This is a genomic window from Streptomyces subrutilus (genome assembly GCF_001746425.1).
GTDB lineage: Bacteria > Actinomycetota > Actinomycetes > Streptomycetales > Streptomycetaceae > Streptomyces > Streptomyces subrutilus_A.
Genome location: NZ_MEHK01000001.1, coordinates 6997244 through 7011532, shown reverse-complemented (window position 1 = coordinate 7011532; position 14289 = coordinate 6997244). Strand labels below are relative to the sequence as shown.

General features: G+C 70.1%; 14 protein-coding genes and 1 pseudogene. 3 read left to right on the top strand and 12 right to left on the bottom strand.

The window, feature by feature from the left end:
- Positions 1-10: 10 nt before the first annotated feature.
- Together BGK67_RS32045 and BGK67_RS32040 are read right to left on the bottom strand one after the other, a co-directional pair.
- The gene (locus BGK67_RS32045; protein ID WP_069923336.1) at positions 11-862 is read right to left on the bottom strand and encodes a cytochrome c oxidase assembly protein; all 852 of its coding nucleotides are present in this window, start codon (positions 860-862) and stop codon (positions 11-13) included.
- Entirely contained in the window at positions 859-1353 is a 495-nt protein-coding gene (locus BGK67_RS32040; RefSeq protein ID WP_069923335.1) for a DUF2243 domain-containing protein, read from the bottom strand. Before BGK67_RS32040 ends, BGK67_RS32045 begins: the two co-directional genes overlap by 4 nt.
- A 146-nt stretch (positions 1354-1499) precedes the next feature.
- On the opposite strand from BGK67_RS32040, the gene BGK67_RS32035 reads away from it, so the two are divergent.
- Positions 1500-1688 (top strand): hypothetical protein, encoded by a 189-nt coding sequence (locus BGK67_RS32035; protein WP_347878445.1) that lies wholly within the window; start codon positions 1500-1502, stop codon positions 1686-1688.
- Here BGK67_RS32035 and BGK67_RS32030 read toward each other — a convergent pair.
- The 3 genes from BGK67_RS32030 to BGK67_RS32020 form a co-directional block, all read right to left on the bottom strand.
- Positions 1685-1891, bottom strand: coding sequence for a hypothetical protein (locus tag BGK67_RS32030; RefSeq protein WP_069923334.1), 207 nt, complete (start codon positions 1889-1891; stop codon positions 1685-1687). The two genes, BGK67_RS32035 and BGK67_RS32030, sit on opposite strands and share 4 nt — an antisense overlap.
- Positions 1892-2017: 126 nt before the next feature.
- Complete coding sequence (locus BGK67_RS32025) at positions 2018-2413, bottom strand: DUF2267 domain-containing protein (RefSeq protein WP_069923333.1); 396 nt, start codon at positions 2411-2413, stop codon at positions 2018-2020.
- A 107-nt stretch (positions 2414-2520) separates the two neighbouring features.
- On the bottom strand, positions 2521-2955 hold the full coding sequence (locus BGK67_RS32020; protein ID WP_069923277.1) for an Hsp20/alpha crystallin family protein: 435 nt from the start codon (positions 2953-2955) through the stop codon (positions 2521-2523).
- 130 nt (positions 2956-3085) lie between these two features.
- Between BGK67_RS32020 and BGK67_RS32015 the strand changes: the two genes are divergently transcribed.
- A complete protein-coding gene (locus BGK67_RS32015; RefSeq protein ID WP_069924269.1) occupies positions 3086-3748 on the top strand; it encodes an HSP18 transcriptional regulator in 663 nt (220 codons plus the stop codon).
- Positions 3749-3966: 218 nt separating this feature from the next.
- Here the strand turns inward: BGK67_RS32015 and BGK67_RS32010 are convergent, their stop codons facing one another.
- The 6 genes from BGK67_RS32010 to cpt form a co-directional block, all read right to left on the bottom strand.
- Positions 3967-5430 (bottom strand): SulP family inorganic anion transporter, encoded by a 1464-nt coding sequence (locus tag BGK67_RS32010; protein ID WP_069923332.1) that lies wholly within the window; start codon positions 5428-5430, stop codon positions 3967-3969.
- 8 nt (positions 5431-5438) lie between these two features.
- Positions 5439-6020, bottom strand: coding sequence for a carbonic anhydrase (locus BGK67_RS32005; RefSeq protein WP_069923331.1), 582 nt, complete (start codon positions 6018-6020; stop codon positions 5439-5441).
- Between the two features lie 671 nt (positions 6021-6691).
- A complete protein-coding gene (locus BGK67_RS32000; RefSeq protein ID WP_069923330.1) occupies positions 6692-8329 on the bottom strand; it encodes a flavin monoamine oxidase family protein in 1638 nt (545 codons plus the stop codon).
- A 21-nt stretch (positions 8330-8350) separates the two neighbouring features.
- Positions 8351-9868: an APC family permease gene (locus tag BGK67_RS31995; protein WP_069923329.1), complete on the bottom strand. Its 1518-nt coding sequence runs from the start codon at positions 9866-9868 to the stop codon at positions 8351-8353.
- A 500-nt stretch (positions 9869-10368) separates the two neighbouring features.
- Positions 10369-10548 (bottom strand): hypothetical protein, encoded by a 180-nt coding sequence (locus BGK67_RS31990; protein WP_069923328.1) that lies wholly within the window; start codon positions 10546-10548, stop codon positions 10369-10371.
- A gap of 290 nt (positions 10549-10838) precedes the next feature.
- A complete protein-coding gene (cpt, locus tag BGK67_RS31985) occupies positions 10839-11372 on the bottom strand; it encodes a chloramphenicol phosphotransferase CPT (protein ID WP_244291377.1) in 534 nt (177 codons plus the stop codon).
- 231 nt (positions 11373-11603) lie between these two features.
- Here cpt and BGK67_RS31980 point away from each other — a divergent pair, with 231 nt between their 5' ends.
- Positions 11604-12119, top strand: coding sequence for a putative immunity protein (locus tag BGK67_RS31980; RefSeq protein WP_069923326.1), 516 nt, complete (start codon positions 11604-11606; stop codon positions 12117-12119).
- A gap of 720 nt (positions 12120-12839) precedes the next feature.
- Here BGK67_RS31980 and tal read toward each other — a convergent pair.
- Positions 12840-13937, bottom strand: a pseudogene (gene tal / locus BGK67_RS31975) (transaldolase); the annotation flags it as partial.
- Positions 13938-14289: the final 352 nt, after the last annotated feature.

Below are 14289 nucleotides of genomic sequence, written 5' to 3'. Positions count from 1 at the left end.
CTCTCGGAAGCTACTCGGCCCTGCTCGCTGCTGCCATCGCGCCGCGCCGCCTCAGGCTCGCATCCGGTCGGCGGCGCAGCCGCTGCTGGGTGCGGCCCGTGGCCTGGTACCAGGAAGCGGACACGACGGCGGCGAGGGCGGCTTCGACGAGATCGCCGCCGTAGTACATGACCTGGGCTCCGGTTCGCAGGTCGGCGGGGGAAAACGCGGTGCCGGGAGGTGGCACCGCGTACAGCGTCTTGGCCAGTACGCCGTGCGCGGCGCCCACGGCCAGGAGCGTCACTCCGCGGACCCCGACTCCCCAACGGCGCCGCACGGGGTCGAGCTGGCAGACGGCGAAGGAGAACAACAACCCGGCCGCCAGAACGTGCGCGTGCACCAGGGCGTGCGGCCAGGGCTCGTGCCGGATGGTGGCGAACAGCGGCGTGCGGTACAGCAGCCACAGTCCCCCGATGTCGAGGAGCGCCGCCGAGGGGGGAAAGACCAGCCAGCGCACGGGACGGGACCGGGAGAGGGCCAAGAGTCCACGACGTGCCGGACCGGGGGCCAAGGTGCGCAGGGCGAGAGTGAGGGGGCGGGCCAGGACGAGCAGGAGCGGGGCCGCCATCCCGACGATCAGGTGCTGGACCATGTGGGCGGTGTACGGTCCGCCCGGCAGCGGCCCTGTCGCCGCCCAGACGACACCGGCACCCCCGACGGAGAACGAGGCGTCGCGCCACCGGGGCCAGAGGTCCCCGCGTCGTCGAAGACGACGCGAACCCACCATGTAGACGGTGGCCGCGAACAGGGCGGCCACCGCCACGGCCACTTCGGCAGGGCCGAGGCCCGCGACCGCGCCCGGATGGACGTGCCCGGGCGTCACGACGCTGATCCCGCCTCCGTGTGGCGCGAGGCGCGGACGGCCAGAGCTGCGCCGATCAGGAGCAGGATCAGCGCGGCGATGTTCCAGGCCCAGTCGTACGGGGTCACATCGACGCCGTAACGGATCTGGTGCAGGCGCAGCAGTTTGTGGTCGACGACCCCGTCGAACAGCTGGAAGAGTCCCAGGCCGAGGAAGAATCCGGCCCAGGCGTGGGCGGGGGCAAGGGCACGGCGTCGGCGCAGATCGGCATAGAGGAAGAAGCCGGCGACCAATCCCAGCAGCTCGGCGGTGTGCAGCAGACCGTCGGACATGAGACCCACGCCGGGGGTGGAACGGTCATAGAAGTGATGCCAACCGAGGATCTGGTGGAAGACGATCTCGTCGAGGGCGGCCATGACGGCCACGCCGATCAGGCCGCACACCGCCAGTGACCTGCGCCGCTCAGGCCGCGCCCCGGGGGCGGCGGTGAGCGAGTGGGCCGATGTGTTCATAGGGGCTGCCTTCCGTCGTACCCGGCTCGTTCTGCTGCCGGGTACGCCTACCCCCTCGCCCGATCCGTGCCCGCCTTCGCGGCATCCGGGTGAGCCGGCGGGGCGGGGTCAAGGCACCGCCCCAGACATGGCCCCGCAGGGAACTCGTGATCGACGTGCTGCACAAGGCCGTCCACGCCTTCGCCACCGGCGCCGTGGTCGACGCCCTGGCCGCACGCGGCGGCCCAGGCCCGGGACAGCGCCACGCCGCCCTGCGCCCCGGCCGCCACGTCGACGCCGGGCCCCTGCCTCGCAGCCGGGCACACGGCCGGGAGCCTTCCAGCAACAACCTTTAGTCGGTCGGCTCCTGGGGCTTGTCCGAAGCCGGTCCGGCAGCAGGACCGGCGGGTTCGGGTGACTCGCTCCCGTCCTTCTCAACGGTGCCCGCAAGGTCGGGGGCGGCCGGGCCGAGGGGCGGCAGGTCAGGGGTCACGGCCTCGCGGTTCTCCGGAACTCGGGCCGGAAGCTCCGGCTCCGTAGCGTCACTGGTGCGGTCCATGGTCGGTCTCCTCCTCAGTCGTCCGTACGCAGCCCGCCTGCCCGCCCCGCGTCAATGCATCCGCAGGTTCCGGGGCGCGGTCGGTGCGGATGATCGCGAGGAGCCAGGCCCGCGGCCGGGTGCGGGTCAGGTGGAGTGGGGGTGGCCGAAGAGGATGTCGTAGCCGGGCGGGAGCTGGAGCAGGATCTCTGCCATGAGGTGGTCGCCGGCGGCGGCGGCCATGGTGGACAGGACCGCGCCGATGTCCCACAGCGCCGTCTTCTCGGTGGCGCCCTCGATCCAGGCCGCGGTCGCGCGGACGAAGCGCTCGGGCGTGAGCGGCTCCGCTGCCTGCAGCGGGTTGAGGAGGATCAGGGCGTAGGTCTCGGGTAGCCGGGCGGCGAGCTCGGCCCGCACCGTGCCGACCAGGTGCGCGCCCAGCAGGGCCAGAACCACGCGCGCCGCTCGTTCGGCTTCCTGCGGGGTCGAGTACTCGCCGCGTTCCTGGACGTGGGCCAGGAACGACTCCCTGCGTATCGCCATCACGCCACCTCCGGGGAAGGGGTGAGTCATCAGGATGATGTGCGGAGGGGAGGACGGGGTGCCGCAGGGGGTCCGTTCCCCGTCCTCCGCCTTGGGTGTGGGGCTGGTCAGCCGGAGATCTGCTTGCGGCCCGAGCCGCCGCCGATGGCGATCTTGCGGGGCTTGGCGCGCTCGGCAATCGGGATGCGCAGGGTCAGGACACCCGCGTCGTAGTCGGCTTCGATGTGCTCGGTGTCCAGGGTGTCGGCGAGCATGAGCTGGCGGGAGAAGACACCCAAAGGCCGCTCGCAGAGCTCCATCTGCACACCGTCGGTCTTGTCCGTGGGCCGGCGCTCGGCCTTGACCGTCAGCATGTTCCGCTCGACGTCGATCTCGATCGCCTCCGCGCTCACCCCGGGCAGGTCGAACGCGATCACGTACTCCTCGCCCTGCCGGTAGGCGTCCATCGGCATCACCGACGGCTTCGACCAGGTCCCCGACGTGCCGGAAAGCTGCTGCACGATGCGGTCCATCTCGCGGAACGGGTCGGTGCGCATCAACATCGCGAAACACCTCCAATTGGTTCAGGCAGAAACTGCCAATGCGCTTCAACGTGCATCCGTTGTAACATGTCATCGAAACGATGACAAGCAAGGAGTCATCTGGAGGATGACGGACGGACCGGAGAGTGCCATGGACCAGGCCACGCCCCCGCTCAACCCGGTCTCCTTCCTGGCCGCCGCAGCGGCACTGGAGACCATCGACCAAGCCGTAAGAGACGCGCAGCGAACCTCTACAGGGCCGGCGACGGCGGATCTCGCGCCGGACTCCGGCCCACACCCGGCCCTGGCAGCCCTGCTGATGCTGCGGGAGGTCCGCGAGCAGCTCGCCGGCTGGGAGAGCGGCCTGATCGAAACCGCCCGCAGCCAAGGCGCCAGCTGGGCCGACCTCGCAGGCCCCCTCGGAGTCGCCAGCCGCCAAGCCGCCGAACGCCGCTACCTACGCCAACGCCCCGGCGCCACCGGAACCACCCGCGAGCAACGCGTCCAAGCCACCCGCGACACCCGCGCCGCCGACCGCACCGTCACCGCCTGGGCCCGCGACAACGCCGCCGACCTGCGCCGACTCGCCGGCCAGATCAGCTCCCTCACCGACCTCCCCACCACAGCCGCAACCGCCATCGGCGACCTCAACCAAGCCCTCGCCCACCACGACCCCGCCCGCCTCATCCGCCCCCTCACCGACAGCCGCCCCCACCTACGACCCCAAGACGCCCACCTCGCCCAACGCATCGACGCCCTCACCCAACACACCGACCAACTCCGCCACCACACCCACCAACAACGCAACACATGACGGGTTCGAGCCGCCTGGCAACGGCGACCGCTCCCCCAGCACCCACCCTCCGCACGGCACCGGCCGCCGAGGTCGAGCCGCGGCCCGCCGCAAACCTCCGACCCCGGTCAGTCGACCCGGACCGGTACGAGGACGTGCGGGCCGCGGTGTGAAACGCCGGGCGCCGCGGCCGTGGCCACCGTTGCGGACGGGGCGGTACACGGCGTGCGCCGCGCCGCCTATGGCGTCTTGATCCTCACCCGTTCGGTGTCGGCCGCGCCGTGGCGCTCGGCCCAGTTCTCCAGCGCCGTGCGGCAGGCGTGGTCGACGTGGTGCAGCCCTGAGAGGTCCAGCTCCACCGGACGGTTCTGGGGCAGCGACTCCAGAGTGTCGAGGATCTTCGGCAGCCGCAGGAAGGTCGCGTTGCCCGACAGGTACGCCTGGACGGGGCCGGCGCCCTTGTCGACGACCTCCAGCTTGACGTGCGAGGCCTGCCAGGCGGTCTTGACGACGGACAGTGCCAGACCGATCAGCACGCCTTCGAACATGTTGACCGCGACGATGGCCAAGGCCGTCACCACGAGGATCAGCGCCTCACCCCGGTACGACTTCCACAACAGCACGACCTGCCGGAACGGGATCAGTTTCCAACCCGCGTACACGAGGATGCCGGCGAGGGCGGGCAGCGGGATCAGTCCCAGGACGGACGGCAGGAGCGCCGCGAACAGCAGCAGCCACACACCGTGCAGCACGCGGGAGGCCTTGGTCTTCGCCCCTGCCTGGACGTTGGCCGAGCTGCGCACGATCACGGCGGTCATCGGCAGCGCGCCGAGCAGCCCGCACACCGTGTTGCCGGCGCCCTGCGCCATGAGCTCCTTGTCGTACTCGGTGCGCGGCCCGTCGTGCAGCCGGTCCACCGCCGCCGCGCTGAAGAGGCTTTCGGCCGAGGCGATCAACGCGAACGCGACGATGGTTCCGAAGATGGCCGGCTGGGCCAGCTGACCGAAGGCGTCGGCCCCCGGCGGCTGGATGGCGCCGAGCAGCCCCTGCACCTCGACCTTGGCGACCGGCAGGGCGAACGCCAGCGAGGCCAGCGTGGCCAGCAGCACCGCCGCGAGCGCGCCCGGCACCGCCCGTACCTGTTTCGGCATCCGCTTCCACAGCACCATCACCGCGACGGTGGCCGCGCCCACCCCGAGCGAGGCCATGGCCTCGGTGCTGCCGACCGCGCGGACGATCGCGTCCGGGAGCCCCGCGATCTTGTCGATGCCGGACGCCGGCGCCTTGAGGCCTGCCGCCGCGTACAACTGGCCCGCGATGATCACGAGCCCGATGCCGGCCAGCATCCCCGCGACCACCGAGACCGAGATGGCCCGGAACCAGCGGCCCAGCTTGAGCGCGCCCATAAGGAGTTGGAGCAGCCCGGCGGCCAGCACGATCACGCCGAGCGAGGCGAGCCCGAACTGGCGGACGGCCTCGAAGACGAGCACGGTCAGGCCCGCGGCCGGTCCGGACACCTGCAGGCTGCTGCCGGGCATCAGCCCCGCGACGATGCCGCCCACGATGCCGGTGACCAGGCCGAGTTCCGCCGGGACGCCGGAGGCGACGGCCACGCCCACGCACAGGGGCAGCGCGACGAGGAAGACGACGAGGGATGCGGCGAAGTCCCGCCTGAGATGGGGAAACCTGGTCACAGCATTCATGGCGCCGCTCACAGGGCCCGGAAGGTGTCGGTGTCGGTGCGGTGTTCGAGTACGGCCCCGGTGTGCACCTCGTAGTACCAGCCGCGTACCCGCAGCCGCCCCTCGGCCAGCCCCTTCTCCACACAGGGGTAGGAACGCAGGCGCAGCAGCTGGGCGAGTACGTGGTGCTGCACGGAGGCGGCGACCGCCGGGTCGTCCGGGTCGTCCGACACCGGGCGGCTCGCGGCGTACGCGAGCCAGTCCCGTACGGCGGGGACGGGGTCGAGGTCGTCGCCGCGAACCAGCGCGCCCACGGCACCGCAGTGGGAGTGGCCGCAGACGACGATGTCCTGGACGCCGAGCACTTCCACGGCGTACTCGATGGTGGCGGCCTCGGAGGTGGGCCGCTCGGAGGCGTAGGGCGGGACGATGTTGCCCGCGGTGCGCAGCTCGAAGAGCTGACCGGGGGCGGCGCCCGTGATCAGGGCGGGTACGACCCGGGAGTCGGAGCAGGTGATGAACAGGACCTGGGGAGACTGGCCTTCGGCGAGTTTGGCGAACTCCTCAGGGCGCTGTCCGAACGTGCGGGCGTTGTCGATGAGGGGCTGCATACGTGCTCATTCCTCCTGGCGCGCCATGGGAGCGCGTCGGACGGGCAGGACAGAGGCAGGCGCGGCTTCGCTGTCAGCAGCGGAAGACCTGGAGCGCTGCCCGGCCGTGGCGGGTATGCGCGGGGGCCTGTCGGCCGTCCGAGGCATCCGCCGCCATGACCGGTGATGGCGCGCCGCGCCCACCCGGATGACTCAATTCGAGACTGGTCCTCGGCCGCGACAGGACGGAACCCGTGCGCGTGTGCGAACGCCGACGCGTGCGCCGGGAGCAGGCGGCCGGCAGGACGGCGGCCAGGACTGCGTGCACCGTCTCAGCTGTCCCAGCTCGCAACATGCAACCCTCCAGCACAAGCGGAACCTTTTGTGCGGGCCAAGCACCAGTCAATGATTGGTCAAGAAACACGTTAACCCGACGAAGTTGTTTGCGCGGTTAACGCAACGTGTCCGACGAAAGAGAGCCCGAAAGTACAAGGTTTCTTGGCGCGAACCTGCCCTTGTTATCGCACATTTGAACGACAAAACGCCTCGCCTCCCCCACACGGGCGGACGAGCCTGGTTGGGGTGAGGAGAGGCGTCGGCCACCGTCCTACGGCGTGGACGGCCGCGGTCGCCGAGCCACGCGACGCAATACCTGGGGCGCCGAGTGCATCGGCGCCCCAGGACGGCACTGCCTATGCGAGAGCGCTGATGACCTCTCTTGCCGCGCGTTCGCCCTCGGTCGCGCCGCCTTCCATGAAGCCCTGGAAGTCGTAGCTGCAGTGCTCGCCCGCGATGTGCACGTTGCCCTGGGCAGTGCCCTCGTAACGGGCGTAGCGGTGGAGGTAGCCGGTGGGCCAGTACGAGTAGGCGCCCAGGGAGTACGGGTTGCGGTGCCAGGCGGACAGTTGGGCTCGTCCGTTCCAGGCGTTCTTGGTGCCGGGGAAGAACGCGTCGATGCCGGTGAGCATGCGGGCGGCCAGGGTTCGTACGTAGGGGTCGGTCTGGGTGGCGAAGGGGGTCGCCGGGGTGAGCGTGCCGGCCAGGGCGCCGCCCGCGTACTGGAGGAGAATGCCCCCGTTTCCGGGTTGGACCTTGGTGGTGTCCCAGGTCTGCTGGACGTCGGAGTCGGTGAAGCAGTCGCCCGCCGAGACCCCGGGCCAGGCACCGGTGCCGCGCCAGGGCCGGCTGGTGAACTGCATGTTGAGCTTGGTGCAGTAGCCCATGCGGGCATCGCGCAGGAGGTTCCTCATGAGCGGGTCGAATCCGGCCGCGGTGAGGTCGATGCGCTGGAGTACGGGCAACGGCAGGCACAGGATGGTGTGGTCGGCGGTGACGGTACGGGTGGTGCCGGAGTCGTCGAAGGTGAGGGTCTGGGTCCCGTCGGCGTTGGCGCGGACGGCGGTGAGTTCGCGGCCCATCAGCAGTGAGTCGGCGGGCAGGGTCTGTGCGATGGCCCGGGGAAGCTGGTCGTTGCCGCCGATGATGTGGTAGCGCTCGTTGGACAGGCCCCAGACGTTGAAGTGGCCGGGGTTGGGCTGGTAGCCCATGAGAAGGACCAGGGCGAGGGCGGACTGGTCGGCGGTCTCCGCGCCGTATTCGACGTTGTAGGCGACGTCGATGAACTGGCCGAGGCGTGAGGTGTGGCCGCCGGGGACACGGGTCTCGATCCACTGGTACAGGGACATGTTGTCCAGGGCGGTGCCGGTGGGGGTGGTGGTGTTCCAGGTGACCTCGCCCGCGTCCTGCAGGTCTCGGCGCAGGGCCTGGTAGACGGCCTTGAAGTCTTCGTCGGCCTGGGCGCGGGGGTAGTAGGCGCCGTCGAACCAGAGGACTTCTTCGGCGCCGTTCGGACCGCCGCCGAGAAAGTCCTCGGTTGGCAGGTCGAAGCGGCGGCACAGTTCGAGGATCTTCTTGTGACTGGTGTCGATCAGCTCGCCGCCGATCTCGGAGATCTGGCCGTATGCCCAGTGGTCGCGCTGGGTCCACATGCGGCCGCCGACGCGGGTGGGGTTGGCTTCGTAGAGGGTGCAGGTGATGCCCGCGTCCTTCAGGGTGAGAGCCGCGGTCAGGCCGGCGATGCCCGCGCCGACCACGGCGACGCGGGGGCTGCCCGTCGGCGGCTTCTTGCCGTCCGGTGCGGTTTCGGCCCGGGCGGGCACGGTGGCGGCGGCGCCTGCCACGGCGGTGCCGAGGCCGAGGGCGGCGGCGCGCTCCAGCAGGGCGCGGCGGCTCAGGCCCCTTACGTCGGCGGCGGGCAGGGACAGTCGGCGGGCGGCGGCGTGTTCGGCGGCGAGTTGCCTCAGTGCGTGCATGACGGAGGTGCGGGCCATGGCGGGTGGCTCCCTGGGGTGTCAGACGTGCGCGGCGGAGGGGGCGGTGTTCTCGGTGCTGGGGTCGGTGCGTTCGGTGGCGTCTTCCAGGACGATCCGGCCGATGACCTCGTAGCGCTCGGGTGCTCTGAACTTGAGGTAGCAGCCCAGGGCCAGGCCGCCGAAGAAGACGGCGGCGACGATCCAGGGGATGAGGCCGAAGACGAGGGAGTCGGCGGCGAGTCCGGCCGCGGTCTTCATGTTGAGGACCAGAAGGACGACGACGGCGCTCATTCCGATACCGCCGAGGAGAGGGGCGGTGAACGTCTTGAACCAGTGGCGGTCCTCGGGGTGGTTCTTGCGGAAGTAGCCGATCACGGCGAAGGAGCAGAGGGTCTGGACGATGAGGATGGCCATGGTGCCGAGGATCGCCAGCAGGGTGTAGAGGTGGATGTAGGGGTCTTGGCCGGTGAGCCAGAACGCGGCCACGAGGCCGATGGCGATGGCGCTCTGCACGAGGGAGGCGAGGTAGGGGGAGCCGTGCCGGGCGTGGGTGCGCCCGAGGGCGGGGTGGAGGAAGCCTTCCCGGCCGATCGCGTAGAGGTAGCGGGCGGCGCACTGGTGGAAGGCCATGCCGCAGGCGAAGGACCCGGTGAGCAGGAGCCATTGGAAGGAGTCGACGGCCCAGGAGCCGATGAACTGCTGCGTGGGGGCGAAGAAGAGGTCCAGGGGATTGGCGGAGGCGGACAGCTCGACGGACTTGGTCAGGCCGTTGCCTGCGATGGTCATCCAGGAGACGTAGATGTAGAAGAGGCCGACGCCGACGACTGAGATCAGGGTGGCCTTGGGGATCACCCGCTTGGGGTCGCGGGACTCCTCGCCGTACATCGCGGTCGATTCGAAGCCGACCCAGGACCAGAAGGCGAAGAAGAGGCCGAGGCCGGCGGAGGTGCCGGTGAAGGCGTTCGAGGGGTTGACCGGTTCCAGCGGGATGCCGTCCGGGCCTCCGCCCGCGAGCAGGACGGCGGTCGCGACGGCGAAGAGGACGGCGATCTCGCCGATCAGCATCACGCCGAGTGCTTTTGCGGTGAGGTTGATGTCGAAGTGGGCGAGAACGGCGGTGACGGAGAGCATCGCGGCCGCGTACAGGATCCAGGGGAGGTCGATGCCGAACTGGTCGTGCACGGTCGTCTTGGCGAAGTACGAGAAGACGCCGACGATCGAGGCCTCGAAGACGATGTAGGCGAGCACGGCGAGCATGCCGGAGGCCATGCCGGCGATCCGGCCCAGGCCGTGGGAGATGTAGCCGTAGAAGGCGCCGGCCGCGGTGATCCGCTTGGCCATGGCTACGTACCCGACGGCGAAGACGGTCAGGACGAGGGTGGCGAAGAGGTAGCCGGCCGGGGCCCCGGTGCCGTTGCCGAAGCCGACCGCGATCGGCAGGTTCCCGGTCATCGCGGTGATCGGGGCGGCGGTGGCCACGGCCATGAAGACCACCCCGATCAAGCCGACCGAGTTGGCCTTGAGCCGATGGACTTCACCGCTGGGACTGTGGGACATGGACGTCCTCTCAACGCTGGTGGCCGGGGAGGCCGGTGGGAAGGCGGCCACTCTCCTACCGCGTGACCCACGCCACAATCGACACAGAGATTGGCAATCACGGCACTGAGAAGACGAGTTGTCGGTCCCGCAGGCGAGAGAAACGCATGCGTAACCGCCCGGTGATGTTCACGGGACCCGTCAACCGCTACCGCACGGGAACCCCGCCAAAGGCCACCAGCCGCAGCGGGACCGCTCCCCCGGGTCGGCCAGGCCGTTCTTGTCGACGAAGATCGCCGGCCGGACAGAGCGTCCCCACCCGGCGTCGCCACCGAGGTGCCCATCGCCTCGCCCCCAGGAGCCCCTCACCCGCCGGCGGCGATCCCGGCAGGCGCCGCTGGAGCGCTGGGGGGGGGAACGAACTGCGCTGACCTGCTCCACCGGCCGCTCCGGAACACGGCGTTGACATGACGAAGTCCCGTGGAAACGGAATCTGCCACGGGCGTAGTGCTCGATGCGAGTCAGTCGGCCCAGACGATGGACAGAACGCGTAGGTGCCGGAGGCTGCGGTTGACCCAGTAGACGACGGTGAGCGGGCCGATCGACGCACGCCGTACGTCCTCGCCGTCGGGGTCGGTGCGGTCCCACTGCGGCCAGGACCACGGGGATCGGGAGGCGATGTCGAGCACGTCGCGGACCATCTCCTGGCGCCCCGGTCGCGGTCGAGGGCAGGCACCAGCGGTCAGCGGCCGCGTGTGCGGGGGTGCGGGTGCGGAGTTTCGCGGGGGGGTGTCGGGGCTGCGGCCGATGGGGTGTGGTGCGGCTGTATGGCCTGTGCGCTCATTCGGGGTGTCCGCCACCCCGACGTCCTGGCCGCACGACGACGCGAACGCGCCCGCATCCGCATCCGCATCCGCATCCGCAGCGAGCCGTGCCGGCGCTTGAGCGGCGCGCAGCTGCGGATTTGGCGGGCCGAGAGTTGATTTGCCGATCAACTGACGTGGGCGGCGACGGCTCGCGCACACACCACGGATTCGGTGTGCGTCGTGTCGACCTCGAGGTCGTAGACCACCCCTTGGTGAACCACATCTGCCTGCGACGCGGCCATTCCCTGGACTCGATCTCCTCGTGCGACCTCACGGCCTGCGGCGACCGCACTCTCACACTTGACGCCGACCCAGAGCACCGCCAGTTCGCCCAGAGCCTTTTGCCACCGCTGCTGGGACGCCGCTCCGCCGAGGAAGACGTCGTCGACGATGATCCGGGCGCCTGCACCGGCCATCGCGACGATGCCCTCGGTCCAGGCGGTCTCCAGCTCCCGGAAGTCCGCCCCGACGCTCACTCGGCCGTCCGCCGCGATCTCGATCCCCGCCTCCGACGCCTGCATCTTCGCGGGCAGCGCGTCGACGAACGAATCCACCCCGAACGCCAACCACGGATCCGGCAGTACAGCCTGCAGGCACCGCACGATCCCAGTCTTCCCCGAGCTGGAACCACCATTGAGAATGATCATCTGAGTTGTCACCGCGCCACGGTAGAGGCGCCTCCCCGAGACACGAAACGAATTTTCGGCAGACACCGCCCTGCCGCCACACCCGGTGGACGTTCGCGGTCACAGCACTGGCCCATCACTTGCAATTGATCTTGCTCCAGTTGCGGATCGATCACCAGGTTTGCAGGCCTCGGGTCACAGCGGGCATGGTCGCGGATGCGCGTCCTCAGGTGGGGCGGATGCCAGCAGGAAGGAATGCCAGCCATGATCCTCCCAAAGGTCAGGGACCCTCGTTTCGTGACGATCCGCCGCGGTGGAACGCTCACCGATGCGGATCATCATCTCCTCGCCCTTTGGGCGGCAGCTTGCGCGGAGCACGTCCTTGGCCTCTTCGAGTCGGCTCAGCCCGAGGATCCACGGCCGCGCCAAGCGATCGAGCATGCCCGTGCCTGGGTGCGTGGCGAAGTCCGGATGATGCAGGCCCGCGCGGCGGGCGGCCATGCGATGGGCGCGGCTCGAGATCTGCGTGGCGCAGCACGGCACGCCGCGTATGCCGCCGGCCAGGCGGCGGTCGTCGCACACGTCGCCGCGCACGAGCTCGGCGCGGCTGCCTATGCGATCAAGGCCGCACGCGCTGCCGCGCCAGAAGGCGAGAGCGAGGCCGCAGGGCGACTCGAGTGCCGGTGGCAGCGCGACCAGCTCCCGGAGGCGATTCGCGAGCTGGTACTCGACGACCAGCGGTTGCGGAACGACATCTGCTGGTCGGTGTTCGACGGCTGAGCCCTCGCGGTGCGCTGGGTGTAAGAGGCGGTGATCGGAATGCACGGGGTGAGCCGGGGTTCTCGGGCGTCCAGCCGGCGGTGAGAGCGGTATGCATGCCGTCGGCCACCTGGGCGAACAGGACCGAGCCCCTTCCAGCGGTGCTGCGTGGGGTTATCGCGGGCTGGAGGGCTGGGGGTGCAGCGCTCGGGTGGTTGCCGTGGTGCGCAGTTTTTCCAAGAGGGCGATCTGCTTCTCGGCCCGTTCTATCAGGGTGTCCAGGTGCTCGGTGGAGAGGCGTTCGTCGGTGGCGGCGAGGGCACGCAGGGTTCGCCAGCAGGCTGTTTTGCCCTGGACGCCCAGGAGCATGGATTCGGCCTCCAAGACATCGCTGAGCGGGGAACGGGAGAGGAGGTGCCCGTTGGCCTTGAGGCGGCCTGCCTTCTCCGCGAGCCAGCCCATGGCTGCCTTGGAATGGCTGACGGGCACCTTCAGGTCCGTCATGATCTGGGCCAGCGAGTCACGGTCTTCGGCGACCTGGCGGGTCAGTTCGGCCAATGCCGTGTCCGCGTCCGCGCTCGTCTGCGCCTTTGCGGCTCGTCGGAACAGCTCCAGGCCCCCGGTCGCGGCGGAGTAGTGGTCGTTGAGGTAGATCGCCAGCAGTTCGGCGCTCTCGGACTTTACGTCTCGGCTCTCGCTGTCCTCGCCGGCGCCGGCGGCTTCGGGGTGCATCTCGTGCTCCACCGAGGCTCCGAGCTCCTTCCAGCTGTTCTCGAACTTGGTGAGTCCTTCCCGTTCGAGGGTGTCGGTGATGTCGGCGAAGTCGACGCCCGCGTGTTCCAGCGCCTCGAGGTGGGCAGCGGCGGCCGCGTAGTCGTCCTGCGTCGGCGGGTGGGCGCGGAGCGTGCCGTGGTCGGCGAACGCGGCCAGGGTGGCGCCGGGCATGGTGTTGACGGTTCCGGGGATGACGAGTTCGCTGACGTACATCGTGTCGGGGTAGGACGGGTCCTTCACGCCGGTGGATGCCCACAAGGGCCGCTGGACGCGGGCTCCCGCCGCGGCGAGGCGCTGCCAACGCGGCTGCGCGGTCATCTGCTCGTACGCCTGGTAGGCCAGCCGGGCGTTGGCGAGCGCTGCCTTGCCCTTGAGCGCCCGGGCCTCGGAGGTGGCCAACACGTCGAGGCGGCGGTCGACCTCGGTGTCGACGCGGGAGACGAAGAACGAGGCGACCGAGTGGATGGCCGACAGGTCGCGTCCCGCGGCCTGGGCCTGCTCCAGACCGGCCTGGTAGGCGTCCATCACCTCTCGGTAGCGGTCCAGGGAGAAGATCAGCGTGACGTTGACGCTGATGCCCTCGGCGATGACAGCGGTGATCGCTTTCAGCCCCTTGCGGGTGGCCGGGATCTTGATGAGCAGGTTCGGCCGGTCGACCGTGTTCCACAGCCTGCGGGCCTGGGCGGTGGTGGCCTCGGCGTCCTGGGCCAGGCGGGGGTCGACCTCGATGGAGACCCGCCCGTCGACGCCACCGGTGCGGTGATGGACCGGTTCGAAGACGTCGCACGCGGTTCGTACGTCGTCGGTGGTCAGGGCGAAGACCGCGTCGTCGACGGTGGCACCCGTGTCGCCGAGGCGGGTCAGCTGCTCGTTGTAGCGGTCGCCTTTGGACAGGGCGGACGCGAAGATCGTGGGGTTGGTGGTGACCCCCACCACGTGCTTGTCCGCGATCAGCTCGTTGAGCTCCCCACCGGCCAGGAGTTCCCGGGAGAGGTCGTCGAGCCATACCGCCACTCCGGCTGCGGACAGTGCTGCGAGCGGGGCTGCGCCAGCGGAAACAGACATACGAGGCCTCCAGATGGTGCGGTGCCGCGCGCTCTGAGGATGCTTCTCGCCCGGCGGGCGGGCTTGCCGGCGGCGGCACTCGACACCGTGGTTCCCTTCGCGCATGCCCGCCCTGTCCAGCGGCAAGCACGATGGCTCCTGGCCTTCTCGCATGGCCACCGGGCGGCGGCGCCGGCCACGCTACGCCGTATTCCCGTGGGCCCGCGCACAGCCCGTGGCGGGTCGGGGTTGGCTCGAAGGAGGGAACGCGTACGCCGCGCCCCGATCACGGGCGGACCCGGTGGCGGCGGCGCTCGGTCGCCTCGGACCGGGTCCGCGGGCGCGCCACCCGCTGACGACGGTGAGCCGGCGT

Bases quoted from the DNA above. Each gene is read 5' to 3' on its own strand.
- BGK67_RS32040 (WP_069923335.1), bottom strand. From the start codon at position 1,353: ATGAACACATCGGCCCACTCGCTCACCGCCGCCCCCGGGGCGCGGCCT.
- BGK67_RS32030 (WP_069923334.1), bottom strand. From the start codon at position 1,891: ATGGACCGCACCAGTGACGCTACGGAGCCGGAGCTTCCGGCCCGAGTT.
- BGK67_RS32025 (WP_069923333.1), bottom strand. From the start codon at position 2,413: ATGGCGATACGCAGGGAGTCGTTCCTGGCCCACGTCCAGGAACGCGGC.
- BGK67_RS32020 (WP_069923277.1), bottom strand. From the start codon at position 2,955: ATGTTGATGCGCACCGACCCGTTCCGCGAGATGGACCGCATCGTGCAG.
- BGK67_RS32015 (WP_069924269.1), top strand. From the start codon at position 3,086: ATGGACCAGGCCACGCCCCCGCTCAACCCGGTCTCCTTCCTGGCCGCC.
- BGK67_RS32010 (WP_069923332.1), bottom strand. From the start codon at position 5,430: ATGAATGCTGTGACCAGGTTTCCCCATCTCAGGCGGGACTTCGCCGCA.
- BGK67_RS32005 (WP_069923331.1), bottom strand. From the start codon at position 6,020: ATGCAGCCCCTCATCGACAACGCCCGCACGTTCGGACAGCGCCCTGAG.
- BGK67_RS32000 (WP_069923330.1), bottom strand. From the start codon at position 8,329: ATGGCCCGCACCTCCGTCATGCACGCACTGAGGCAACTCGCCGCCGAA.
- BGK67_RS31995 (WP_069923329.1), bottom strand. From the start codon at position 9,868: ATGTCCCACAGTCCCAGCGGTGAAGTCCATCGGCTCAAGGCCAACTCG.
- BGK67_RS31990 (WP_069923328.1), bottom strand. From the start codon at position 10,548: ATGGTCCGCGACGTGCTCGACATCGCCTCCCGATCCCCGTGGTCCTGG.
- BGK67_RS31980 (WP_069923326.1), top strand. From the start codon at position 11,604: ATGATCCTCCCAAAGGTCAGGGACCCTCGTTTCGTGACGATCCGCCGC.